At 33.8% G+C, this 24,593-nt stretch carries 22 protein-coding genes and 1 other RNA gene; 16 read left to right on the top strand and 7 right to left on the bottom strand.

The genetic code is table 11. The annotated features are described in order from the left end of the window. Positions 1-26 precede the first annotated feature (26 nt). The 5 genes from BW731_RS03335 to BW731_RS03320 all read right to left on the bottom strand — a co-directional run bounded on the left by BW731_RS03335 (position 27) and on the right by BW731_RS03320 (position 4,662). Positions 27-977, bottom strand: a complete 951-nt coding sequence (locus BW731_RS03335) for an AEC family transporter (RefSeq protein WP_158080147.1) — start codon at positions 975-977, stop codon at positions 27-29. 132 nt (positions 978-1,109) lie between these two features. Continuing rightward, on the bottom strand, positions 1,110-1,346 hold the full coding sequence (locus BW731_RS12825) for a PHP domain-containing protein (protein ID WP_233120428.1): 237 nt from the start codon (positions 1,344-1,346) through the stop codon (positions 1,110-1,112). Positions 1,347-1,378: 32 nt separating this feature from the next. Continuing rightward, the gene (locus BW731_RS03330) at positions 1,379-1,891 is read right to left on the bottom strand and encodes a PHP domain-containing protein (protein ID WP_233120427.1); all 513 of its coding nucleotides are present in this window, start codon (positions 1,889-1,891) and stop codon (positions 1,379-1,381) included. A gap of 75 nt (positions 1,892-1,966) precedes the next feature. Then, on the bottom strand, positions 1,967-3,145 hold the full coding sequence (locus BW731_RS03325; protein WP_079345703.1) for a GGDEF domain-containing protein: 1,179 nt from the start codon (positions 3,143-3,145) through the stop codon (positions 1,967-1,969). Between the two features lie 11 nt (positions 3,146-3,156). Further along, positions 3,157-4,662: a helix-turn-helix domain-containing protein gene (locus BW731_RS03320; RefSeq protein ID WP_079345701.1), complete on the bottom strand. Its 1,506-nt coding sequence runs from the start codon at positions 4,660-4,662 to the stop codon at positions 3,157-3,159. A 242-nt stretch (positions 4,663-4,904) separates the two neighbouring features. On the opposite strand from BW731_RS03320, the gene BW731_RS03315 reads away from it, so the two are divergent. After that, positions 4,905-5,603, top strand: coding sequence for a zinc metallopeptidase (locus BW731_RS03315; protein WP_079345699.1), 699 nt, complete (start codon positions 4,905-4,907; stop codon positions 5,601-5,603). On the opposite strand, the gene BW731_RS03310 is transcribed toward BW731_RS03315, so the two are convergent. Next, on the bottom strand, positions 5,600-6,460 hold the full coding sequence (locus BW731_RS03310; protein ID WP_079345697.1) for a helix-turn-helix domain-containing protein: 861 nt from the start codon (positions 6,458-6,460) through the stop codon (positions 5,600-5,602). The genes BW731_RS03315 and BW731_RS03310 overlap by 4 nt on opposite strands. Before the next feature lie 84 nt (positions 6,461-6,544). Between BW731_RS03310 and tadA the strand changes: the two genes are divergently transcribed. Together tadA and ffs are read left to right on the top strand one after the other, a co-directional pair. Beyond that, complete coding sequence (gene tadA, locus BW731_RS03305) at positions 6,545-7,075, top strand: tRNA adenosine(34) deaminase TadA (RefSeq protein WP_079345695.1); 531 nt, start codon at positions 6,545-6,547, stop codon at positions 7,073-7,075. A 7-nt stretch (positions 7,076-7,082) separates the two neighbouring features. Then, an RNA gene (gene ffs / locus BW731_RS03300) (signal recognition particle sRNA small type) lies at positions 7,083-7,181 on the top strand. 186 nt (positions 7,182-7,367) lie between these two features. Here ffs and BW731_RS03295 read toward each other — a convergent pair. Continuing rightward, complete coding sequence (locus BW731_RS03295; protein WP_079345693.1) at positions 7,368-7,790, bottom strand: cupin domain-containing protein; 423 nt, start codon at positions 7,788-7,790, stop codon at positions 7,368-7,370. A 290-nt stretch (positions 7,791-8,080) separates the two neighbouring features. Here BW731_RS03295 and fadE point away from each other — a divergent pair, with 290 nt between their 5' ends. From fadE to BW731_RS03230, 13 genes are all read left to right on the top strand, one after another. Next, a complete protein-coding gene (gene fadE / locus BW731_RS03290; protein ID WP_079345691.1) occupies positions 8,081-9,283 on the top strand; it encodes an acyl-CoA dehydrogenase FadE in 1,203 nt (400 codons plus the stop codon). 179 nt (positions 9,284-9,462) lie between these two features. Then, entirely contained in the window at positions 9,463-10,365 is a 903-nt protein-coding gene (locus BW731_RS03285; protein ID WP_079345689.1) for a LysR family transcriptional regulator, read from the top strand. A gap of 274 nt (positions 10,366-10,639) precedes the next feature. Further along, on the top strand, positions 10,640-11,821 hold the full coding sequence (locus BW731_RS03280; protein ID WP_079345687.1) for an acetyl-CoA C-acetyltransferase: 1,182 nt from the start codon (positions 10,640-10,642) through the stop codon (positions 11,819-11,821). A 25-nt stretch (positions 11,822-11,846) separates the two neighbouring features. Beyond that, on the top strand, positions 11,847-12,980 hold the full coding sequence (locus BW731_RS03275) for an acyl-CoA dehydrogenase family protein (protein ID WP_079345685.1): 1,134 nt from the start codon (positions 11,847-11,849) through the stop codon (positions 12,978-12,980). 1 nt (position 12,981) lies between these two features. Then, entirely contained in the window at positions 12,982-13,836 is an 855-nt protein-coding gene (locus tag BW731_RS03270) for a 3-hydroxybutyryl-CoA dehydrogenase (protein WP_079345683.1), read from the top strand. Between the two features lie 15 nt (positions 13,837-13,851). After that, entirely contained in the window at positions 13,852-14,676 is an 825-nt protein-coding gene (locus BW731_RS03265; RefSeq protein ID WP_079345681.1) for an enoyl-CoA hydratase-related protein, read from the top strand. A gap of 2 nt (positions 14,677-14,678) precedes the next feature. Continuing rightward, positions 14,679-15,965: an acetyl-CoA hydrolase/transferase family protein gene (locus tag BW731_RS03260; RefSeq protein ID WP_079345679.1), complete on the top strand. Its 1,287-nt coding sequence runs from the start codon at positions 14,679-14,681 to the stop codon at positions 15,963-15,965. 21 nt (positions 15,966-15,986) lie between these two features. Continuing rightward, positions 15,987-16,850: a YtnP family quorum-quenching lactonase gene (locus tag BW731_RS03255; RefSeq protein ID WP_079345677.1), complete on the top strand. Its 864-nt coding sequence runs from the start codon at positions 15,987-15,989 to the stop codon at positions 16,848-16,850. A 22-nt stretch (positions 16,851-16,872) separates the two neighbouring features. Further along, the gene (locus BW731_RS03250; protein WP_079345675.1) at positions 16,873-17,532 is read left to right on the top strand and encodes an MIP/aquaporin family protein; all 660 of its coding nucleotides are present in this window, start codon (positions 16,873-16,875) and stop codon (positions 17,530-17,532) included. 341 nt (positions 17,533-17,873) lie between these two features. After that, positions 17,874-20,402, top strand: a complete 2,529-nt coding sequence (gene mgtA / locus BW731_RS03245; protein ID WP_233120426.1) for a magnesium-translocating P-type ATPase — start codon at positions 17,874-17,876, stop codon at positions 20,400-20,402. 439 nt (positions 20,403-20,841) lie between these two features. Further along, the gene (pdhA, locus tag BW731_RS03240) at positions 20,842-21,954 is read left to right on the top strand and encodes a pyruvate dehydrogenase (acetyl-transferring) E1 component subunit alpha (RefSeq protein ID WP_079345671.1); all 1,113 of its coding nucleotides are present in this window, start codon (positions 20,842-20,844) and stop codon (positions 21,952-21,954) included. Between the two features lie 3 nt (positions 21,955-21,957). After that, on the top strand, positions 21,958-22,935 hold the full coding sequence (locus BW731_RS03235; protein WP_079345669.1) for an alpha-ketoacid dehydrogenase subunit beta: 978 nt from the start codon (positions 21,958-21,960) through the stop codon (positions 22,933-22,935). 46 nt (positions 22,936-22,981) lie between these two features. Beyond that, complete coding sequence (locus BW731_RS03230) at positions 22,982-24,586, top strand: dihydrolipoyllysine-residue acetyltransferase (protein ID WP_079345667.1); 1,605 nt, start codon at positions 22,982-22,984, stop codon at positions 24,584-24,586. Positions 24,587-24,593: the final 7 nt, after the last annotated feature.

Here is a 24,593-nt window from a genome sequence, read left to right as displayed (position 1 = left end):
CCGATATAGTCGTTGGTTTTTTGTATTTAAAAAAAGACTGTAACAAGTTTCATCAGAATAGGGAAAAGAAAAAGATAGGCTAACAATGAATAGGTTAATGAAGAATCCGTAAAACCAACATCTACATGTTTTTCGCCAGCTAGAATGGCTACTGTATTCGAAACAGGGATACTAAACTGAAGTAAACATACAGCTCCCATAATATTTGAAATATGAAATAGATGAGCGAATAAAAGAACGATTAAAGGTGTAATGAAAAATCTACCAAAAAGAATCCCCGATACTTCTTTTGAAAATGTCAGATTTTTAATTCCCGTGCGAAAAATAGTTGTTCCAATAAACAGCATGGCTAAAGCTGATGTGGTATTTCCGATATAGCCAAATAATGATTTAACAAAAAAAGGTAGAGGGATATTTAGCACAACGAGTAAACTAGCGATGATAAATGCAACAATTGGTGGACTAAGTAATTCTTTGATAGTTCGTGATAAATCAAACGGTGTGTGTGTATGAGTGCTCAGTTCACTATCTCGGTTGAGAAGAGTAATACCGATTGTCCATGTAGATAAACTAGTCACCACATAAACAAGTAAAGCATAAGGAAGTCCTTTATCACCATATAAACCTAAAATAATCGGCATCCCAATAAATGCGGCACTTGGTGAAGCAAAGCATAAGGTGAACGCTCCTTTTTGTTCTTTAGCTACTTTAAAAAGTGAGGAACTAAAGTAACCAATGATAAGCACGAAACCAATAACGAGGACTGGAAAAAAAGATTCTTTAAATAAGTTTTCTAGTTTTTGTTTGTTAAAATCACGCATAATTCGAAGGAATATTTCTAAAGGTAGGGCAAAGTTAATCACAAAGAATGAAAGGGCAGAACTGACGTCATTTGTGAAAATACCTCTTTTCGCCAATATATAACCCAGTGCAATAATAATAAACAAAACAAGAATCGTTGAATAGCTTGTTAACATAGAAGTCATCTCCTTATGATAGTCAATCAATAGTTTAACTTAGAGATGAAACACATTGGTTAATATTATAAGAAATTTCTATATATTTTGTGTGTGGTTTTAATTATAAAAGAGGAGGAAAACTCTGCTCTTTTATAATTCAACATTAGTTAATTCTTGTTTTTGGTAAATAGCTAACTCATATATACCATGTTTTTTTAGTAAGGAACCCATCTCTTCAAATCCAAGTTCGTAATCTTCAGCAACATGAGCATCAGACCCTAGTGTAAACAACTTTCCACCTAATGAAATGTATAAAGGGATGGCATATTCATACAGCGCTTTATTTCTATATTTGATAAAACTTTTAGCATTTAATTCAAACGCCATATCTTTCTCGATGATTGTTTTAAAAATATCAATCAAATACGGTTCAGCGTTTTTTTAAATTCGTCAACCGATAAGTCTAATCGTCTCATTCCGTAATCAAAATGGGTTAACACGTTAGCGAAATCCACTTTTTTCACGGCATCTAACATACGAGAATAATAATCATCAATTAAATCGACAACCTCTAGTGCTAGAACATCATCATCCATATAATCAAATATGCCATTTTGATGAATGCTAAGTAAAATAATATCATAGTCCTTTTCACTTAAAAAAGAAGTAATTCTATCATGCTGATAGTCAACATACCCTACTTCAATTCCTTTAAGTAACGTTGTCTCATGTTTTTTATCTAATGACTCAATCTCCTTTTTATATGCCTTAAATTCCGGGATGCTGTCAGCACCTTTGACATATGGATTATCAAAATCTAAATGTTCTGTCGAAACGAAGTAAGTAGGAGAATAAGTTTTTAAATAGTTTTCAAAAGTTTCGTTTGAATCAAACGAATGGTGCGTGTGCAAGTGTTGATCGTAGTAGTTCATAAAAAACCTCCATAGTCCATAGTCTGTATGTATAAAAAAGCTTTAAAATTGGATTCATTCCAGTTTTAAAGCTTTTTATATATCATGATGGGTAACGATTAACTGATTTTTTCCATTTCGTTTTGCATCATATAGAGCTGTATCTGCTAGAGTAAATAAATCATCTGTACTAATTTTACTCTCAGAATAGGGGTCTTTATTAATAATAGCTAGACCACATGATAGGTTAATATGAATTGACTGATTATTAAAACTAAATTCCACATGATGAATGCTAGATAACTTTTTTTTAAGGTAACTTTCAGGGTCATCAATTGGTGCTTTAAAGACCATTGCAAATTCATCTCCTCCAATACGACATATTCTAGGAGATTCAATTGGTGTTTTATTTTTAGTCAAAAGATTCGCTACATGAGTTAATGCCTGATCTCCGGCTAAATGCCCATATTTATCATTTATAGATTTAAAGTTGTCGATATCTATAACAGCTACACCACAAGATGATTGGTTCATAATCAAATCATTATAAGCATGATCTAAGAAAAAATAAAAGGATTCTTTATTATATAATTTTGTGAGATGATCATAGATAGAAGCAGTTCTGTAAATATGTACCCTCTTTGAAATAGAAATAGAAGAGTCAATTAACCAAGCTGTAAAAAGAAAAACGATGGAAAAAATGGTCATGTATACGACTGAATTAATAAAATTATCTAACTGCCAAATTGGATAAAAAATAATAGAAAATGTAATAAAGCGAATAGTCAATGCAACAATTAAAAATATCAGAACAGCCCTTTTTTGAGATAAATGCTGCTTTTTGATAATAGAAGCTAATATGACAAGTGATAATGTCAGAAAAATATTATTAAAATACTCATAAGCAAAAGCACCCCTAAGAGAGTATTGAATTAATTTAAGAATTATTAAAGTAGTACCATTCGTAATACCAATTAAAATAGAGCCATAATAGATAGAAAAGAAAATAGGAAGATATCTTACATCTACTGAAATACCTTTATATAATGGAACAGGTATTTTATTTAAAGAAATAAAAAAGCATAAAATACCAACGATTATTCCTAAAATAAGTTGATGTGTCTTAGTTAATGAAAGCATGCCCGAAGTATTAATAAAATCAGTCTCGAGCTGGCTGTCTTTTAGGGATTGTCTGATGGATAGAAAGTAGAGTGTCAAAGAAATACTGACGATAATAGACAAATTTACCAATATTGCATTAACAAAATTAAGCATATTAAAGCTCCCTAATAATAATTATTATTTAAATAAGTAATAACTTTTTCATCTAATTGATGTGTATTGTTTATAGCCCTACGAATCGTTCCCCAATCTGAATTTGAAGGAATATCATCAATGACAACTAATTTATCTTGTGGTAATAATTCAGAGTCAAAAGTACTCACTATAATATCATAGCCTAAGAAATACTCTTTAGGAATATCCTCAATAAAAATAACTGATTTCATATATGGCTCAATGATTGCTTTGTTTTCAAAGTTCTTGTGAATCATTTTCGATAAAAAGTCTGAATGATCTTGTCCTAAACTACTCATGACTAATATTTTTGCTTTTTGTTTTTTTGTTTCTAAAAGGGTAGGCAAGTCAGTCCATTGAATCATCATAGTACAGAGAACTTCATAAAAATAATCGGTGTGCCAAGGAAAATTAGTCGATTTTTCAAGTTTAATTAGTTCTTGTTCAATCACTAAAGACATCGTTGGAAATAATTTTTTAATAGCTACAGCATTATAAAAATTTTTATTGAAAATAATATAGTTTGGAAAAGGATAGATGGTATGTTGTAAGTAAATATGTTTCAGTGAATTTTCTATTTTATCAGATAATTTATTGGTTAATGTAAAGTCAAAAACATTACGAATGTTTTTCATCAAGTGTTTAACCTCTTTGGTGACATGAAGATATTCTTCTTCAGAGTGCCAATTAATTAAATGATAGTAAAGAGAAAACATTAAATCATAAATCAGTTGATCATTGATGACTAAACCATAATCTTTCACAATCTCTTCCAAATCATCTGATTTTCTATCAATAGAATGATACATTTTTTTTGTAAAAATTCCTTTATCGTAACCTTCAATAAAATACTCTTGACTTTGACGAGTAAGCGAAATACATAAAATATAGCTTATTAATAGAATATCTTTTTCAGAAACATCTTCATTATAATAATCGACAATATCCTTCACAAATTGTATCGTTTTCTTCTTATCTGAAGGAAAAGGCCATTCGGTTATTTGATAGGCTTCAAAAAAATAACTAGTATAGAAAAACCGTACAAAAAATTCATCTTTTCCAACAACTCGACATGGTTTTTTTTCTAAGGTTAGTCCATATTTACTTAATGATTTAGAAATATCACTAGTAATTCTATAAAGAGAAGATTCACTGATAAAGAGCTTTTCTCCCCATTTTTCAATGCTTAACGTTGTATCAAAGAATACTGATTCAATTAATCGAAATGCTTCAGAATTTTTTAAAACATATCGATAAACAACCTCAATATGGCTACTGGGTTGCGTTTGAAGCCTAACCCCATTTTTTTTTGACGTTTCAATTAACAGATGGGGGTACCAATTTTCTTTAAGGTAACTTACGTCGTTATTTATTGTTCTTAGTGAAGCATTATTACTTTTAGCTAATTCGTTAGAACTAATCCAATCTGAGACTTCATTTAATTGTTCTAAAATATGAATTCTACGTTGAGTGGGTGTATCAAGAAGTTCGCGCATAGATGTATTCCTTTCATAATAAGTGCTTATATATTATAACATTTTACTAGAGCCGTCTCTTATTAAGATACCTTATTTTGTATAAAAAATCTACTTAACCAAAAAGAGTTGACTTTATATTAAGAATTTATTAAAACACCATTAAATATATATATTTGGTTATTTTTCAACTGTAATTTATAAACGTTTTTTATAAAATCTGTTACAATGACAGTATGATTAATAGTAAGGAGGCTTATATAATGTTTTACCCGTTTTTTGATAGTACGTATATTCTAGTTATTATTGGGATGCTTATTTCGATGCTAGCATCAAGTTATGTCAACAGTACTTATCGGAAATTTGACAAAGTAATGAACAGAAAAGGGTACACAGCAACAGATGTCGCTCGTTTGATTTTACAAGACTCTGGTATCCATAATGTTGGTGTACAACAAATATCAGGAGATTTGACGGATAATTACAATTCAAATACGAAGATACTGAGTTTATCGCAAACTGTAGCAGATTCAAGATCCGTTGCAGCCATAGGTGTTGCAGCTCATGAGTGTGGTCATGCGGTACAAGACCAAAAACACTACGCTCCATTAAAGTTAAGAATTGCTTTAGTTCCTGTCGTGAATTTTGGTGCTAAAATATCTATTCCATTAATCTTGATTGGTGCTATCTTCTTCAGCACAACACCAGCTTTGGTGACAATTGGTTTATGGTGTTTTGCCTTAACCTTTTTATTCCAAGTTGTGACGTTACCAGTTGAATTTAATGCATCTAAACGAGCATTAGCTATTTTAAGTGATAACCATATCTTAGATGATGATGAGTTAGCGATGGCTAGAAAAGTTCTGATTGCAGCAGCTTTAACCTATGTGGCAGCAGCAGTTGCTTCATTACTCCAAGTACTACGTCTATTTCTATTATTTGGTAACAATAATAGAAACTAGAGTGAGAGAATAAGTAGATAACAAAGAGTCAAATCAGTCATGTTTTTTAATGAAATACCTGTTTGCTCTGAAAATTTATCTAACTTATATTGCAGTGTGTTACGGTGAGTATAGAGCTTTTTAGCACTTGAAGTGATATTACCTTGCTCTTGCCATAAGGTTTTTATCATCAGTATCGTTTCTTCATCAAAATTCGTTGTATTGTATAAATTAGTCATCAAGGGACTGTCCTGGATGGCTTTTTTTGTTAAATACTCAAGAGCAACATCTTGAAACTCAAACACATCATTTGCATGAAACGACGTACTATATAGTTTGAAAATGGTATTTTCTTCATTAAAGCAGTCAATAAGATCATGAGATATAGCTTGGTATTTTCCAACAAAAACAGTTGCCTGAATTAAAAACTCAGCTTCCAGTGTTAGAATCATTGATTTAATGTCTTCTTTAGAGTAAAAGATACTTGTTTGTTCCTCGACAATAATGGCTGTGGTGCCATCAACAAAGAAATAATCTACTACACAATCAAATAAACTCGAAAAATGGGCCAGCCAACTATCTTTGTTCCTCGTATTTTTTCTTAGATTCATTTGAATAATACGGTAATGTTTGGGTGTATTTGGTAATTCACCATGATTGAATAAAATATTATACCAAACATGGTGGTTTTCCAATTTTTCAGGTTGCCTGTTTATCAGTAATTCTGTAATTAATGTAATCTCTCTAGGAGATAAATCGTTTTTATTTAAATAAAAATAGCCACTATCAAGAGGGATAACTAAATGTGTCTTTGTGTCTCTATAGACTGATTCAACTGTGCCATTTGGAAATAAAGCTTGCAGAGATTGACTGTTCAAAGTAACTCACCCTTTATTTTTCGTTAAAGCTATTCTATCATAAATATGGGCACCAAAATTATTTTTTTTATAGAGGGGTTAATCATGTTTTTAAGAGAAGTAGTACTGTCAACTGATGACAAAGAAAAATTTATGAAAGAAGCGCTAATAGAAGCAAAAAAAGCAGAATTAATGGGAGAAGTTCCAATTGGTGCCGTCGTGGTATTAGATGGTAAAGTTATCGGTAGAGGACATAATGTCCGTGAGTTTTCACAAGACGCGACGACGCATGCAGAAATGATTGCCATTAGAGAAGCAAATCGAAACGTGGAGAGTTGGCGACTCGAAAAAGCGCAAATATTTGTCACGCTTGAGCCTTGCCCTATGTGTAGTGGTGCGATTTTACTATCCAGAATTGACCAAGTTTTTTTTGGTGCAATGGATCCTAAAGGTGGGACAGTAGGATCATTAATGAATTTGTTACAAGATAATCGATTTAATCATTTTTGTTATGTAGAGAAAGGGATTTTAGAAGAAGAATGCTCGTCTATTTTAACCAATTTTTTTAGAACAATTCGTCAAAAAAAGAAAGAAGAAAAAAAGGCTAGCAATATAGCGCAAAATGTTGTACAATAATATTTGCCGTTATGGCTAGGACAATGGTGGGCCGATGAAGCGTGTCAGATCTGGAAGGAAGCAGCACTAAGTTGGTGCCGCCATGTGTCTGAATTAAATATAAGCCTTGAGCTTATTTTTTTTTGTCTTAAAAATATAAATAAAAATAAGAGGCTGACCCAAAAGTCTAAAAATAGAAAAAATCCCATGAAATCAGTTTATTAAAATCCTGATTTCATGGGATTTCTATTTTATTAGTTTAGTGATTTTTATATAAAAAGTTACTTTTAGGTCAGCCTCTTTTATTATTTATTTAGTCTTCATTAGGGTCATCAATAGCATCCTGATGAGTTTTATGAACTGTTCCAGGAACATGATCAGGACCAGCATACAATGTATACAGTTTTAAAGGTTTGTCACCGATATTTTCTACATTATGCCACATATCAGCAGGAACGAAAATCGCGTCATCATCTGACACTTCTTTAACAAAAGTTAAATTATCTTCTGCATCTCCCATTTTACAAAGTCCTTTACCTTCTTCAATACGTAAAAATTGATCAATACCATGATGAACTTCAAGTCCAATATCATCACCTGGTTGGATAGACATCAACGTCATTTGCATCTTCTTACCAGTCCATACAGTGGTGCGGTAATTGTCATTAGCTAAAGTCCATTCTTCGACATTTTCTACAACAGGTTTTTGTCCTCTATCAGTAAAATCAAACGTCATTTTTTATTCCTCCAATGTTATTTTATATCTCAATCATATCATAAATTTATCCGTTTTCAAGTAATTAGTATCATTTGATAATAATTCTAATTTAAATATATGATATTTTTAAAACCCTAAATAGTTAGACTTCTATAGAATAAAAGCTTTATATGAAAGGGTTTTATAAAAGTATTAATAAAACTAATAGTTTACATAATTTTTGTTAAGTAGCAATGTTCGTGAAAACGGATTATTATTTGGTTGTAAGCAGGAAATAACAAAAAAATAAATTTTTGGAGGAACACAACATGTCATATTTAGAAGAATTGAAAGAGTTTTATCCGTTAGATTTGTATGCCTTTTCAAGAGGGTTAACTGAAGGTGAATTCACTGTTCTTAAAAATTTACGAAAAGTTCTAGAAGAAAAAGTAAAACCGGTTGTTAATGAGCACTGGGAAAAAGCTGAATTCCCCTTTGAAGCATTTGGTGAAATTGCTAAAGTTGGTGTAATGAACAGTCCATTATTATTTGAAGGGCGCGAAGGGAAACGCAAACCAAGTGAATTATATAATGCCTTTTTATATTTAGAACTTGCTAAATTAGACGCTTCAATCGCAACATTCTATACAGTTCATGGTGGATTATGCTACAACACAATCTTAATGGGTGGTAGTGAAGAACAAATCGCTCATTACGCACCAAAAGTGGCGTCATTTGAATGGCAAGGATGTTTTGGTTTAACTGAACCAGATCATGGATCAGATATTGCTGGTGGACTTGCAACAACTGCTGAGAAAAAAGGCGACAAATGGGTTATCAACGGAGAAAAACGTTGGATTGGTGGAGCAAATACTGCTGATATCTTACCAATTTTTGCTCGTGATACAGCTGATAATAAAATTAAGTGTTTCATCGTACCTGGTGGTTCAAAAGGACTTAGAGTTGATGTTATCCAAAATAAAGTAGCGTTAAGAGAAGTTCAAAACGGACATATCTACTTAGATAACGTTGAAGTTGACGACAGCACTCGTTTAGAAAATGTTAATGGATTTAAAGATGTTGCTCGTATTTTACGTGCAACACGTGCGGACATCGCTCATTTAGCAATGGGTATGACTTATGGTTCATTAGAAGCGGCACTTAAATATGTTAAAGAGCGTGACCAATTTGGTAAAAAAGTTTCTTCGTTCCAATTAGTTCAAGAAAAATTAGCTCGTATGGAAGCAAACGTTGTCGCAACATTAGCTTACTCTGCACAATTAGCTAACTTACAAGAACAAGGTGAATTCTTAGAAGAAAACTCTGCATTAGCTAAAATGCATAATGCTTTAAGAATGAGAGAAACAGTTGCATTAGGTCGTGAAGTATGTGGTGGTAACGGAATTACATTAGAAACTGACGTAGCTCGTTTCTTCGCTGATGGTGAAGCAATTTACTCTTACGAAGGAACTCATGAAATCAACGCACTAATTGTTGGACGTTACTTAACTGGACAAGGTGCATTTGTTTAATCTTTAATCATTGAATTAAATTTTCCAATTATCAATAAACTTTTGAATTAAATAAGAGTATAAGCTGCTAAATTAGTCATGGATTTAGCAGCTTTTTTTGTCGAACAAACGCTTTTATGTTGATATTTTTCAAGCGTATGAGTATTCTTAAAACATAGGAAAGTAAAGGGGATAAAGGTATGGATATTCAACAGTTGTATTATTTTATGAATATTGTCGAGTGTGGATGTAATTTGTCATTAGCCGCAAAAAAAATACATATTACACAATCAGCATTGAGTCAATTGATAATAAATTTTGAAGCAAATGAAGAGTTAGTATTATTTTACAGAAAGAATGGGCGTTTGGATTCTTTAACACCAAGTGGAGAAAAGCTTTACGCTTACGCACAACAAATAACAAAACTACATGAACAGATGAATGATATGGTAAGAAAAGAGGCAGCAAAGCAAAAAGGAACGATTCGTATAGGACTTCCTTCGCTAATTTTACGTATTTTCTTTTCTTCATTTTTCCCGAAATTTACTCTAGCCAATCCAGATATTCAAATTGAAATTATCGAGGGTGGTAGTAATCAATTAAGAAAAATGTTGTTTCAAAATGATTTAGACTATGCTATTTTAATTGAGCCGACAAGTTTAGATCCGAAAGCATTTGAAGAACATGTCATTCAAATTGATGAAATGACAGCATTTGTTTACCATGATCATCCACTGGCTTATAAAAAAATGTTGAACTGGGAAGATTTAGAGCCTTATCCAATCGGTACATTCAATGAAAGCTTTACGACAAATGAATTAGTAAGAAATAAATTAGCAGAGATACAAAGTAAGGCCAAAATTATGTTCCAATCATCTTCGTGGGATTATTTAGTTGAAGCAACACAAGAATCTAAAATAGTAACAGTGTTACCGTCACCTATTGAACGCACGATGGACAAATCGCTATTTAAAGAGATTCCGTTTAAAGATCCCATTCCGTTTAACGTCTTATTATGTCGCCCGATAAAATCAAATTATTCAGAAGTTGAGAGTAAAGTATATGAATCAATATTAAGTTATTTCTATCAACCAATAATTTAAAGTATAATAAAAGAACACGAGACGAGATTAGTCTTTTGTTCTTTTTATTTTTAAAATAAATAGTTAATCGAATATCAAAAGAAATTTATAGATTAAATGGAGCTGTTTTGTGAAAGTATGTAATAAAATCCTTGTTCTTAAAGGATTTAAACATCTATTAGTTTAACTAATAGTTTAAATTATATTTACTTGTTAGATTTTTACTAGAATTAAGGATAAAATAATAAGTGTAAATGAAGCGCTTTATTAATTGACGCTATAGGAGGAAATATAAGTGAAAGAAGTAGTAATCGTATCAGCAAGAAGAAGTCCAATTGGAAGTTTTGGTGGAAGCCTAAAAAACATGAACGCAGTTGAGTTAGGTAAAAAAGTTCTAGAAGCATCTCTTAAAGATATTAACCTAGATCCGTCATTAGTTGATGAAGTTATTTTAGGAAATGTTTTATCAGGTGGATTAGGTCAAAACGTTTCTCGTCAAGTGGCGATTAATGCTGGCATTCCTCAAGAAAAATCGGCTTTTACAATTAATAAAGTCTGTGGTTCAGGATTAAAAACAGTTGTTCTTGCAGCTCAATCTATCATGTTAGGTGACAACGAGATTGTTGTTGCTGGTGGGACTGAAAGTATGAGTCAAGCACCTTACGTTTTAGAAAGTGAACGTTGGGGTAAACGTATGGGAGATGCCAAAGTAATCGATACAATGTTATCAGATGGTTTAGTCGATGCTTTCCACGGAATCCATATGGGAATCACAGCAGAAAACATTGCCGAAAAATTTGGTTTTACAAGAGAACAACAAGATGAATTTGCAGCTAAAAGCCAAAAAAAAGCTGAAGCAGCCGTTACATCAGGTCGTTTCAAAGAAGAAATCGTTGAAATCGAAATTCCACAACGTAAAGGTGAACCAGTCATCTTTAAAGATGATGAATTCCCACGTTTTGGTTCTACAGCAGAAAAGTTATCAAACTTACGTCCAGCATTTAAAAAAGACGGAACAGTTACAGCAGGTAATGCTTCAGGCGTAAATGACGGTGCAGCAATCTTAGTATTAATGTCACGTGAAAAAGCAGATGAGTTAGGATTAGAAGTTTTAGCATCAATTGAATCATATGCCTCTGCTGGTGTGGATCCAACAATTATGGGAACTGGACCAATTCCTGCAACTAAAAAAGCATTGGAAAAAGCTGGTTTAACAGTTGATGATTTAGATTTAGTTGAATCAAATGAAGCATTTGCGTCTCAAGCTATGAGCGTCATGCAAGAATTAGGACTTAAAGAAGAAATCACTAACGTAAACGGTGGAGCAATTGCTTTAGGTCATCCAATCGGTGCAAGTGGCGCACGTATTTTAGTGTCATTACTACATGAAATGAAAAAACGCGATGCTAAAAATGGTTTAGCAACACTATGTATTGGTGGCGGACAAGGTATTGCTTTAGTTGTTAAACGTGGTTAATTATTGAAATAAAGGAGTCAACACAATGGATAAAAGACATGAGCTAGTATTACAAGTGACTGATTACTCTCACCAAGAGCTTGCTAAAGCAGCAAGATATTATGACACTGTGGACAAATTTCCAGAAGAACAAATGATTCATTTGTTTAGTCTGGCGATTCTCCCTCGATTGTATAAAAATCTAAATGACTTAACGTATCATGATTATTTAAGTGTCATTCGTCTAGTCTCAAAGAATTTCCCCGCACTTGGAAGTATATTATTAACTCAAGAAAGTCATTGTGTTTGGCCTATTTCAACATTTGGCACCACAAAACAAAAAGAACGCTATTTAGAAAAAGCATTACATGGAGAAATCTATGGATGCTTTGCTCTAAATGAGCCAATTACAGGTAGCGAGATTGAAGAAATGAAAACAGTTGCACACCAAACTGAAACAGGATGGGTGTTATCTGGTAATAAAGACTATATCTCTAATTCACCAATAGCAAGTGTTTTATTAATTGCTTCAAAAACAATTACATTGGATGGAACACAAGGATATGCCATCTTTGTTATAGATAAAAAAACAAATGGATTAAAAGTTGGCGAACTTGAAAAGAAAATGGGTATTAAAGCTCTTCCGGTAGCAAGTATCCAACTTGATAAGGTTCAATTAACTGATGACAACCTACTTGGCGGAGTAGTAAATGGATTACCACAAATCGACTCAATTTTAAATAGAAATCGCTTAGCAGTTGCCGCTCAATCACTAGGTATTGCTGGTGGAGCATTAGATAGAGGGTTGAAATATGTTTCTTATGATAGGAATTTAGGAAAACGCTTAATCGACATGGCTTCAACACAATATAAACTAGCTGATATTGAAACAGGGATTTATTCTGCCAGATCATTATTGATGCAAGTCATCAATTCAGGGCAAGAACAAGACGAGAGAATGGTTGCGATGACAAAACTGACAGCGTCAAATCTCGCTATAGAAACAACTGAGAGCATTATTAATATGAGTGGTGGTTATGGGTATATGCGAAATAACGACATTGAACGTTTCGTGCGTGATGCTAAAATCACAGCTATCTACGGCTCATCTTCAGATAGATTAAGAAGTATCATAGCAAAACCATGGGTAGATAAAAAATGTAAAGTAAAGGAAGAATAAAATGGATATTAAAAATGTAATGGTTGTTGGAGCAGGACAAATGGGTAATGGGATTGTTCAAGTACTAGCGACAGTTGGATACAACGTTTATATGAACGACATTAACGATACTGCGACACAAAACGGATTGGATAAAATTAAAGGGTTTCTAGAAAAGTCAGTTAAACGTGGATCTAAAACAGAAGACGAAGTAAAAGAAATTTTAGATAGAATTACCCTATCAACATCTTATGAAGATGCAAAAAATGTTGATTTAGTAATTGAAGCAGCTACTGAAAATAAAAAAATCAAATTAGATATTTTTAGACAGTTAGATGCACTAGCACCAGAACATACAATCTTAGCAACAAATACATCATCACTTTCTATTACAGAAATTGCTTCAGTAACTAATAGACCGGAAAAAGTAGTAGGGATGCATTTCTTTAACCCAGTACCATTAATGAAATTAGTTGAAATTAATCATGGGTTAGCAACAAGTGATGAAACAGCAAAAGCTATTCTTGATGTAGCAAGTAAAATGAGAAAAGTATCAATCGATATTAAAGACTCACCAGGGTTTGCGGTAAACCGTATTTTAATCCCTATGATCAATGAAGCCATTTTTGTACTAGGTGAAGGTATTGCAACAGCAGCAGAAATTGATGAATCAATGACATTAGGTGCAAACCACCCAATGGGACCTTTAGCTCTAGCTGACTACATTGGTTTAGATACATGTTTAGCTATCATGAACGTATTATATGATGGATTTAATGATTCTAAATATCGTCCAGCTCCATTACTTAAAAAATATGTTGAAGCAGGATGGTTAGGTAACAAAACTGGAAAAGGCTTTTACGACTATAAAAAATAATCGGAGGAATCATTCATGAAATCATATAAATATTTAAGTTTATCTGTCGAAAACGGTGTTGGAACGTTAAAAATTGAACGTCCCAAAATGTTAAACGCATTAAGTACAGGTGTTTTAGAAGAAATTAGTAAAGCAATTGATGAAGTCAGTTCTCGTCAGGATATAGACGTGTTACTAGTGACAGGAACTGGTGAAAGAGCATTTGTTGCAGGAGCAGATATTGCTGAGATGAAAGACAAAACAGTTTTTGAAGGACGCGCGTTTTCAGAAATTGGAAATGATGTATTCCTTAAATTAAGTACATTAAGACAACCAACAATTGCTTGTGTAAATGGTTTTGCACTTGGCGGTGGATGTGAATTAGCTTTAGCATGTGATATGCGTATCGCTTCTGACAATGCGAAGTTTGGCCAACCAGAAGTTGGTTTGGGAATTATTCCAGGATTTGGTGGAACACAACGTCTGGCTCGTTTAGTTGGTACAGGTATAGCAAAAGAATTAATCTTTACTGGAAAAATTGTTTCAGCTGAAGATGCACTACGTATGGGATTAGTTAATAAAGTTGTAAGTTTTGATGATTTACAAAACGAAGCAATGGAATTAGCAAACCAAATTAAAAAGAATGCACCACTTGCAGTAGAACTAAGCAAAGAAGTCATTGATGCAGGAATTGAAATGAGCTTAGCAAATGGATTAAGACTTGAAGCAGAAGTATTTGGCTCGCTGTTTTCAACGAAAGATCAAACAGAAGGCATGGACGCTTTCATTAACAAACGTAAACCTAAATTTGAAAAAAAACTGAAAATTCAGAAAAAACTGACAATAATAAGGAGAGTTTAACCATGAATTACGATAACTTATATAATGAAAAAATTAAGTCAGCAAAAGATGCGGTCAGCGTCATTGAACCAGGAGACGCGATTGTTTTCCCTATAATGCCGGGTGAACCACCAGCTTTATTAGATGCCATTAGAGAAATGGATACACTAGATGGCAACTCCCTATATCGTATGTTACCTAGTTTTCCAACGGTTGATGTAGATAAATCAAAATTACGTCAAATCTCTATTTTTCTTTCTGGAATGGATAGAAAAGAAATGAATGAAGGAAATATTGACTTATTACCAAATCATTTTTCTGATATTCCATCTATCTTAAAAAAACGTGAAGGTGACAAGTTAGTGATTATGGCAACTGTATCACCAATGGATGAAGATGGTAACTTCTCATTAGGAACTAGTCCATCTTACGTTGCGTCATTGATTGAAGGAGCAAAACGTATTGTGCTTGAAGTTAATGAAAACATGCCAAGAACGTTTGGTGAAAAAAATACAATTCACATCAGCCAAGTTGATGCTTTAATTGAAAATAATGTTGATCTGCCTGAATTAGTAAGTCCAACACCAAATGAAAAAGACTTAGCTGTGGGCCGTGAAATTGCGAAAAAAGTTAAAGATGGAGACACGTTACAAATTGGTTTTGGTGCAATGCCAAATGCTGTTATGGAATATCTAACTGATAAAAAACATCTTGGCTTACATACTGAAATGTTACCAGAAAAATTAGTAGATTTAGCTGAAAAAGGTGTTATTGACAATAGTAAAAAAGAGATTCATAATGGTAAGTCGGTTGCCACTTTTGCAATCGGAAGCAAGCGCCTTTATGATTTTATGGATAATAACCCTGATATTTTGATGTTACCATGTGATTATACAAATAGTTTTGACACAATTAGTAAGATGAAAAACTTATTTGCAATTAATTCTGCTATTGAAGTGGATTTTCTTGGTCAATGTAATTCAGAAAGAGTGAAAGGGTTTTACTATTCATCAACAGGTGGACAATCAGACTTTATGAAGGGGGTACGCTTAACAGAGAGTGGTACTGGTATCATTTGTTTATACTCTACAGCTAAAAATGATGAAATTTCAACAATCGTACCAACTTTATTTGAAGGTGCACCTGTGGCAACATCAAAAAATGATATTGATACAGTGGTGACTGAGTATGGAAGTGCGGAACTTAAAGGTAGTACAATCTTTGAACGAACTGAAAGATTAATCAATATTGCTCATCCTAAATTTAGAGATGAACTAAAAGCAAAAGCTAAAGAAATGAACTATATGTAATCACTACTAGGAGGAAATCAGATGGATACATTAACGTTTCATGATATGAAATTAACCTGGTTAGAAGGTGGAATGACTTGTTTGGATGGTGGAGCGATGTTTGGCGTTGTACCAAAACCAGTTTGGACAAGAAAATATCCAGTGAACGAAAAAAATCAGATTGAGTTACCGACAGATCCTATCTTAATTCAATATCAAGGTAAAAATTACTTGATTGATGCTGGTGTAGGAAATGGAAAATTTACGGATAAACAAAAGAAGATTTTCGGTGTTGCTTGGGAATCTGAAGTTGAGTCATCTTTAAAAGAACTAGGATTGACTTTTGAAGACATTGACGTTCTTTTAATGACTCACATGCACTTTGACCATGCAACTGGATTAACTAAACCAACTGACGATGGTGGTTATGTATCTGTCTTTCCAAATGCAAAAATATATGTTCAAGCCATTGAGTGGGACGAACTTCAACACCCGAATATCCGGTCAAAAAGTACATATTGGGCGTATAATTGGGAACCAATCGTAGATCAAGTAGTGATTTATGATGATGAAATTGAAGTGTTTCCAGGTATTACAATGATACATACAGGTGGACATAGCAATGGACACTCTGTCATTAAACTTGAACAAAACGGTGAGACGATGATTCATATGGCAGATATCATGCCAACTCACGCTCATCAAAATCCTTTATGGGTACTCGCTTATGATGATTACCCAATGACATCCATAGCAAATAAAGAAAAACTGTTAAAAGAAGCATATGAAAACAATTATAAATTTATTTTCTATCATGATGCCTTTTATCGTATGATTCAGTGGGACCAAGAGGGTAAAGAAAAGGTAGACACTCTAGAGCGTTCTAGAGAAAGAATTATAAGGTAAATGTAAAATAGGGGGAAGTATTTTGGTAAAAAAAGGTTTAGCAGAAGTAATAGGGACATTCTTTTTAGTCTTTATTGGTACAGGTACAGCAGTTTTAAGTGGTAATGTCGTTGGAACATTAGGTATTGGATTAGGTTTTGGTTTAGCTATTATGGTTGCGGCTAATACAATCGGTCAAATTTCTGGGGCACATTTAAACCCAGCTGTGACATTAGCATTTTTAGTGAACAAACGTATGGATGTCAAAGAATTTGTTATTTATGTTGTTGGACAAATGATTGGCGCAATACTAGGTACTGGTCTATTAAGATTAATTTTAGGAATGACTGATTTAGGTGTAGATAACCTAGCTCAAACAACTTATCAAGATATTTCAACAGCTGGTGCATTCATTATTGAAATGACACTAACAGCCATTTTAGTATTTGTGATTATGTCTGTAACAAGTAAAAAAGGTGAAACATCATATAATGGTTTAGCAATTGGTTTAACTTTAACAATGCTACATTTTATCGGTGTACCATTAACAGGTATGTCAGTTAACCCAGTTAGAAGTATGTCACCAGCCTTATTTGTCGGAGGTGACGCGATGAGTCAATTATGGTTATACATCTTAGCGCCATTAGTTGGTGGATTGATTGCAGCAGTAATTGCAAAAACATTATTACAAACAGAAGAATAATATCTTAAAACAATCATGGTCAATAGGCTGTGGTTGTTTTTTTGTTTTCATCTAGAGGTTAAGTATTAATTAATAAATCTATTAGTCTGTTATAAAATGATTAGTAAATGCAATGATTTGTTTTATAAGTTGGCTAATTAAGGTTTTTGTCTATTTTTTTTACAAAAAATGTACACTTTATTTATAAAAACTCAGATTAAATGAAAAGAATACTTATGCATGTTATGATAGGGAGGAGACTTTAGTTGTAGGAGGAATGCACATGGCAAAAGAAGAAGCAGTCAATAAAAAAAATGATGAACTAAAAAAAACTGTCTAATCTAAGTGTTCGAGAGTTGATGATGGAGTTTCGAACCTCACCTGATGGACTGAGTTCAGAAGACGCTGAAAAACGGCTAGATGAATTTGGTGAGAACAAAGTGAATGTGCAAAAACCTAAGCATTGGTATCGAGTGTTACTTGAATCATTCATGGATCCATTTATTTATGTTTTAGCAGCATTATTAATCGTTTCAGCTTTAACAAAAGATTTTGAAGCAGTTCTTGTGATGAGTACCATGATTTTAATCAGTGCCTTTATTCGTTTTGCACAAGATTTTAAAGCACAAAAAGAGTCACTGTCATTACAAAATTTGGTGAAACATACTAGTGCGGTTAAAAGAGATGGCGAGATAAAAGAACGTCCAATGGAGGATGTGGTTCCTGGAGACATTGTGTACTTATCAGCTGGAGATATGATACCAGCAGATGGGGTTCTTGTTTGGACGAAAGACTTGTTTGTTAATCAGTCTTCTTTAACAGGGGAGTCAATGCCAGTTGAAAAATTTGAGTCAGATAAGGTTGATGTAAAAGTTGATGAAGACACTTCAGCGATTGATTTAAATAATTTAGTTTTTATGGGAACAGATATCTTGAGTGGTCAAGGTGAAGTCATTATTTTAAGAACAGGTCAAGATACATTCTTTGGCGATATTGCGAAATCTGCTAGTACAGCTCGTGCGTTAACAAGTTTTGACCGTGATTTAAATCGTATCAGTAAATTATTACTAAAAATGGTGACAGTATTGTTCCCAGTTGTATTTTTGATAAATGGTTTATCAAAAGGGGATTGGACACAAGCGTTCTTCTTTGCAATAGCAGTTGCAGTTGGGTTAACACCAGAAATGTTGCCAATGATTGTGACTAGTAACTTAGCTAAAGGGTCACAAACGCTAGCTAAGAAAAAAGTAATTGTAAAAGAATTAAATGCTATTCAAAACTTAGGGTCTATGACGGTTCTTTGTACTGATAAGACAGGAACTATTACAGAGGATAGAGTGGTATTAGTAGAACATGTTAGTCCTTTAGGCGATTCAAATCAAAAAGTATTAGATATGGCCTACCTCAATTCAAACTATCAAACAGGTTGGAAAAACTTAATGGATCATGCCATTATTAATTATTATGAAACCAATCCAGATAAAATGATAACAGATAAAATTGAAAAAATAGATGAGATTCCATTTGATTTTTCTAGACGTCGTTTGACAGTTGCGCTAAAAAGAGACGGCCATCAATTGATGATAACAAAAGGAGCCGTTGAAGAGATGGCGGCAATCTGTTCATCTGTTGAAATTGATGACGAAATTGTTCCGCTAACTGATGAGTTGATTGAACAAATGTCAGATGTAAACAGACGAATGAATGAACAAGGGATGCGTGTGATTACGGTCGCTTATAAACGAGATGTCCATGACACACCGACTTATGCTGTTAGTGATGAGTCAGATATGATACTGGTTGGGTTTGTTGGATTTTTAGACCCGGCAAAACAATCAGCAGTTACAGCGATTTCTTCATTGCATCAACATGGAGTCAATGTAAAAGTATTAACAGGAGACAATGAAATTGTGTCTCGAAAAGTGTGTAGTGATGTTGGCATCGAAGTTGATAAATCATATATTGGAACAGACATAGATACTATGGATGATGATGAATTAAAACAAGCAGTGAATGAAGTGCAACTATTTGCGAAGTTAAACCCCATGCAAAAAGCACGAATTATAAATACTTTAAAAGATCAAGGTGAAACAGTCGGGTTTATGGGAGATGGGATTAATGATGCTCCAGCGTTAAGAGCGGCAGATGTTGGGATTTCAGTTGATACTGCGGCTGATATTACAAAAGAAGCAAGCTCCATCATTCTTCTTGAAAAAAGTTTAGTTGTATTAGAAGATGGGGTACTCGAAGGACGTAAAGTATTTAAAAATATGATGAAGTATATCATGATTACGATTAGTTCGAACTTTGGGAATGTCTTTTCTGTTTTAGTTGCGAGTGCTTTTTTACCATTCTTACCAATGTTATCAATTCAATTATTAATACAGAATTTAGTTTATGATATTTCACAACTTGCTATGCCGTGGGATAATGTCGATGAAGAGCAAATCATGAAACCAGTAAGATTTGATATAAAAAATCTGTTGCATTTCACTCTCTTCATAGGCCCAATCAGTAGTATTTTTGATATTATCACGTTTGCTGTGATGTGGTTTGTGATTGGAGCTAATACAGTTGCGCAGCAAAGTGTCTTCCAATCTGGTTGGTTCTTAGTTGGATTATTTACGCAAACACTGGTTGTGCATGTCATTCGTACGGAAAAAATTCCATTCATTCAAAGTATAGCCAGTCCACCAATGTTAATTATGAGTAGTTTAGCAATTGGTTCAGGATTATTTATTATTTTATTTGAACCACTTAGACAAGCATTTGATTTTGGAGCACTACCTAGTGAATACTGGATATGGTTAATAGGAATTAGTTTTTCATATCTTGTTTTACAACAATTAATCAAAAAAATATACATTAAAAAATATCATGAATGGATATAACGTGAAAAAACTCACTTTCTTCACGAAAAAACAATAATGTTTTCTAATAAAAAGAACTCTTACGTGTTAGGAGTTCTTTTTTTATATCTTCATGATTTTAGGCGTTTGTTTTTTAGTTTAGAAAATAAAGCTAGATAAGATAGCGTTTTTACAAAAGGTGATATATAACAGATTTTCATATTGAGTAATACAGTTTTGACTGTTTTAACATAGGATAAAAAGAATGAACTAAAATAAAACTAGAAAGTGATATTTTTCACTATGTTTTCGGTACGTCATCCATTGCGTTAATAAAGCAAAATAATTCAAGCGGATTGCTTGCAATGTGAATAAAGTCATGTTAAATTGAATTTGTCAAATTGAAAAAAAGTAATACAGTTTTTTTTCCTGTTTGAGAAACCAATATGATTACGTAAAAAAGAGAGGAATGTGTAACAATATGGCTAAGAAAAAAGTAAACCCACTTGATTTTGCAGCATTGATGGAAGACATTAACGCAGATTTTCCAACGATTCAAGTGTTAGATAAAGATGGTAAGGTTGTTAATAAAGATTTATTACCTGATTTATCAGATGACGAATTAGTAGAATTAATGACAAGAATGGTATGGGCAAGAGTTTTAGACCAACGTTCAACTGCATTAAACCGTCAAGGACGTTTAGGATTCTACGCTCCAACAGCTGGTCAAGAAGCAAGTCAATTAGCAAGTCAATTTGCTATGGATAAAGAAGATGTGTTATTACCAGGATATCGTGATGTTCCACAATTAATTCAACATGGTTTACCACTTAGAGATGCATTTTTATGGTCAAGAGGACATGCAGCAGGTAGTGAATATGCTGAGAGCTTACAAGCTTTGCCACCACAAATCATTATCGGAGCACAATATGTGCAAGCAGCTGGTGTAGCTTTAGGTCTTAAAAAACGCAACAAACCAAACGTTGCATTTACTTATACAGGTGATGGCGGTTCTTCACAAGGTGATTTCTATGAAGGAATCAACTTTGCAGGAGCTTACAAAGCAAACGCTGTATTCTTTATTCAAAACAATGGCTATGCAATCTCAACTCCACGTGAATTACAAACAGCAGCTAATACATTAGCTCAAAAAGGTATCGCAGCTGGTATTCCAAGTATTCAAGTAGATGGTATGGATGCATTAGCAGTATATAAAGTAACTAAAGCAGCTCGTGAATGGGCAGCAGCAGGAAACGGACCAGTTTTAATTGAAACATTAACATTCCGTTATGGACCACATACATTATCAGGGGACGACCCAACAAGATACCGTACTCAAGAAGTTGAAGATGAATGGCATGCAAAAGATCCATTAACTCGTTTCAGAATTTACTTAACAGAAAAAGGTTTATGGTCTGAAGAAAAAGAAGAACAAATTATTGAACAAACTAAAGAAGAAATCAAAACAGCTATCAAAGCAGCTGATGCAGCACCAAAACAAAAAGTTTCAGATTTCTTGAAAAATATGTTTGAAGTAACACCTAAATTAATCCAAGAACAAATTGACACATTTGAAGCAAAGGAGTCGAACTAAATCATGGCACAAAAAACAATGATTCAAGCAATTACAGATGCTTTAGCAATAGAACTTGAAGCAAATCCAGATGTATTAGTATTTGGTGAAGATGTTGGTAATAACGGTGGGGTATTCCGTGCCACTGAAGGATTACAAGAAAAATTTGGTGTAGATCGTGTATTTGATACACCATTAGCTGAATCAGGTATCGGTGGTTTAGCATTCGGTTTAGCTTTAGAAAACTTCCGTCCAGTAGCAGAAATCCAGTTCTTTGGTTTCGTATTTGAAGTAATGGATGAAATTATCGGACAAATGGCTCGTACTCGTTACCGTATGAGTGGTACTCGTAATATTCCAGTTACAATCCGCGCACCATTTGGTGGTGGGGTTCATACTCCTGAAATGCATGCGGATAACTTAGAAGGTTTAATCGCTCAATCACCAGGTGTACGTGTGGTTATCCCAAGTAATCCATATGACGCAAAAGGATTATTAATTTCAGCTATTCGTGACAACGATCCAGTTGTTTTCTTAGAGCACATGAAATTATACCGTTCATTCCGTGAAGAAGTTCCAGAAGAAGCTTACACAGTTCCTTTAGATAAAGCAGCTGTAACTCGTGAAGGAACAGATGTTTCAATTATTACTTACGGAGCAATGGTTCGTGAAGCAATCAAAGCAGCAGAAGCATTAGAAAAAGATGGCATCTCTGTTGAAATCATTGACTTAAGAACAGTTGCACCATTAGATGTAGATACAATTATTGCCTCTGTTGAGAAAACAGGACGTGTTGTAGTCGTTCAAGAAGCTCAAAGACAAGCCGGAGTTGGCGCTCAAGTTGTTTCAGAAATTTCAGAAAGAGCGGTTCTTTCTTTAGAAGCACCAATCGGACGTGTGTCAGCACCTGATACAGTTTATCCATTTGGTCAAGCAGAAGGTGCATGGTTACCAAATGCATCAGATATCGAAGAAAAAGTAAGAGAAATTCATTCATTCTAATTAGTCGAAATTAACTGAATGCACAACAGAAGGAGAGAAATAACAGATGGCTTTTAAATTTAAATTACCAGACATTGGTGAAGGTATCGCAGAAGGCGAAATCGTTAAATTGTTTGTTAAAGAAGGCGACACAATCAACGAAGACGATACGTTATTAGAGGTACAAAATGATAAATCAGTAGAAGAAATTCCTTCTCCTGTAACAGGTAAAGTACTAAAAGTTCTTGTTTCAGAAGGAACAGTAGCAAACGTTGGTGACGTATTAGTTGAAATCGACGCACCAGGACATGAAGATGAAGAAGAAACAGTCGCTCCAGCTGAAGAAGCAACTGCACCAGTAGCAAGTGCTCCTGCAGCTAGCACAGGCGGAGTATTCCAATTCAAATTACCAGATATCGGTGAAGGTATCGCAGAAGGCGAAATCGTAAAATGGTTTGTTTCTGCTGGAGATACAATCAATGAAGACGATACATTGTTAGAAGTACAAAATGATAAATCAGTAGAAGAAATTCCTTCTCCTGTAACAGGTAAAGTAGTTAACGTATTAGTACCTGAAGGAACAGTAGCAAACGTTGGTGATGTATTAGTAGAAATTGATGCACCAGGACATAACGATGCTCCTGCAACAAGTGCACCAGCTACTGAAACGCCAGCAGCAGCTCCAACTGCAAGTACACCAGCAGCATCAAGTGAGCCAACTGGTAAACCAAGTGCTCGTGTATTAGCAATGCCATCAGTACGTCAATATGCTCGTGCTAAAGGTGTTGATATTACGTTAGTAACACCAACAGGTAAAGGTGGACGTGTGGTTAAATCTGATATTGATAACTTTGGTTCAGCTCCAGTAGCTCAATCAGTTGAAAAAGTTGCTGTATCTGAAGAGAAAGTTTCTGTTGCACCAGCAGCTGAAGCATCTAAACCAGCAGCACCATTTGTTGGTATGCCTGAAGTTGAAGTTCGTGAAAAAATGACTCCAACACGTAAAGCAATTGCTAAAGCAATGGTGAACAGCAAACATACTGCACCTCATGTAACATTACATGATGATGTTGAAGTATCTAAATTATGGGATCACCGTAAGAAATTTAAAGATGTTGCAGCAACAAGAAATACTAAATTAACTTTCTTGCCATATGTTGTTAAAGCATTAACTGCAACTATGCAAAAATTCCCAACATTAAATGCATCAATTGATGACGCAACAAACGAAATTGTTTACAAACATTACTATAACATTGGTATCGCAACTGATACTGATCATGGTTTATATGTACCAAACGTTAAACAAGCTAACACTAAGAGCATGTTTGATATTGCAGATGAAATTAACGAAAAAGCAGCTTTAGCTATTGAAGGTAAATTAACTGCAGCTGATATGCGTGATGGTACTGTAACAATTAGTAACATTGGTTCTGTTGGTGGCGGATGGTTTACACCAGTTATTAACTACCCAGAAGTTGCTATCTTAGGTGTTGGTACAATTACACAACAACCTGTCGTAAACGAAGATGGAGAAATTGTTGTTGGAAGAATGATGAAATTATCATTAAGCTTTGACCACCGTATCGTTGATGGAGCAACAGCACAAAAAGCAATGAACAATATTAAACGTTTATTAGCTGATCCAGAATTATTATTAATGGAAGGATAAGGTGAAT

It is taken from the genome of Vagococcus martis (assembly GCF_002026305.1).
Classification (GTDB): Bacteria; Bacillota; Bacilli; order Lactobacillales; family Vagococcaceae; genus Vagococcus; species Vagococcus martis.
This window is presented reverse-complemented; position numbering and strand designations above follow the sequence as displayed.

What these genes read in the sequence shown, in the direction of transcription:
- BW731_RS03335 (WP_158080147.1), bottom strand. Translation starts at nt 977, where the DNA reads ATGTTAACAAGCTATTCAACGATTCTTGTTTTGTTTATTATTATTGCA.
- BW731_RS12825 (WP_233120428.1), bottom strand. Translation starts at nt 1,346, where the DNA reads ATGGCGTTTGAATTAAATGCTAAAAGTTTTATCAAATATAGAAATAAA.
- BW731_RS03330 (WP_233120427.1), bottom strand. Translation starts at nt 1,891, where the DNA reads ATGAACTACTACGATCAACACTTGCACACGCACCATTCGTTTGATTCA.
- BW731_RS03325 (WP_079345703.1), bottom strand. Translation starts at nt 3,145, where the DNA reads ATGCTTAATTTTGTTAATGCAATATTGGTAAATTTGTCTATTATCGTC.
- BW731_RS03320 (WP_079345701.1), bottom strand. Translation starts at nt 4,662, where the DNA reads ATGCGCGAACTTCTTGATACACCCACTCAACGTAGAATTCATATTTTA.
- BW731_RS03315 (WP_079345699.1), top strand. Translation starts at nt 4,905, where the DNA reads ATGTTTTACCCGTTTTTTGATAGTACGTATATTCTAGTTATTATTGGG.
- tadA (WP_079345695.1), top strand. Translation starts at nt 6,545, where the DNA reads ATGTTTTTAAGAGAAGTAGTACTGTCAACTGATGACAAAGAAAAATTT.
- BW731_RS03295 (WP_079345693.1), bottom strand. Translation starts at nt 7,790, where the DNA reads ATGACGTTTGATTTTACTGATAGAGGACAAAAACCTGTTGTAGAAAAT.
- fadE (WP_079345691.1), top strand. Translation starts at nt 8,081, where the DNA reads ATGTCATATTTAGAAGAATTGAAAGAGTTTTATCCGTTAGATTTGTAT.
- BW731_RS03285 (WP_079345689.1), top strand. Translation starts at nt 9,463, where the DNA reads ATGGATATTCAACAGTTGTATTATTTTATGAATATTGTCGAGTGTGGA.
- BW731_RS03275 (WP_079345685.1), top strand. Translation starts at nt 11,847, where the DNA reads ATGGATAAAAGACATGAGCTAGTATTACAAGTGACTGATTACTCTCAC.
- BW731_RS03270 (WP_079345683.1), top strand. Translation starts at nt 12,982, where the DNA reads ATGGATATTAAAAATGTAATGGTTGTTGGAGCAGGACAAATGGGTAAT.
- BW731_RS03265 (WP_079345681.1), top strand. Translation starts at nt 13,852, where the DNA reads ATGAAATCATATAAATATTTAAGTTTATCTGTCGAAAACGGTGTTGGA.
- BW731_RS03260 (WP_079345679.1), top strand. Translation starts at nt 14,679, where the DNA reads ATGAATTACGATAACTTATATAATGAAAAAATTAAGTCAGCAAAAGAT.
- BW731_RS03255 (WP_079345677.1), top strand. Translation starts at nt 15,987, where the DNA reads ATGGATACATTAACGTTTCATGATATGAAATTAACCTGGTTAGAAGGT.
- mgtA (WP_233120426.1), top strand. Translation starts at nt 17,874, where the DNA reads ATGGAGTTTCGAACCTCACCTGATGGACTGAGTTCAGAAGACGCTGAA.
- pdhA (WP_079345671.1), top strand. Translation starts at nt 20,842, where the DNA reads ATGGCTAAGAAAAAAGTAAACCCACTTGATTTTGCAGCATTGATGGAA.
- BW731_RS03235 (WP_079345669.1), top strand. Translation starts at nt 21,958, where the DNA reads ATGGCACAAAAAACAATGATTCAAGCAATTACAGATGCTTTAGCAATA.
- BW731_RS03230 (WP_079345667.1), top strand. Translation starts at nt 22,982, where the DNA reads ATGGCTTTTAAATTTAAATTACCAGACATTGGTGAAGGTATCGCAGAA.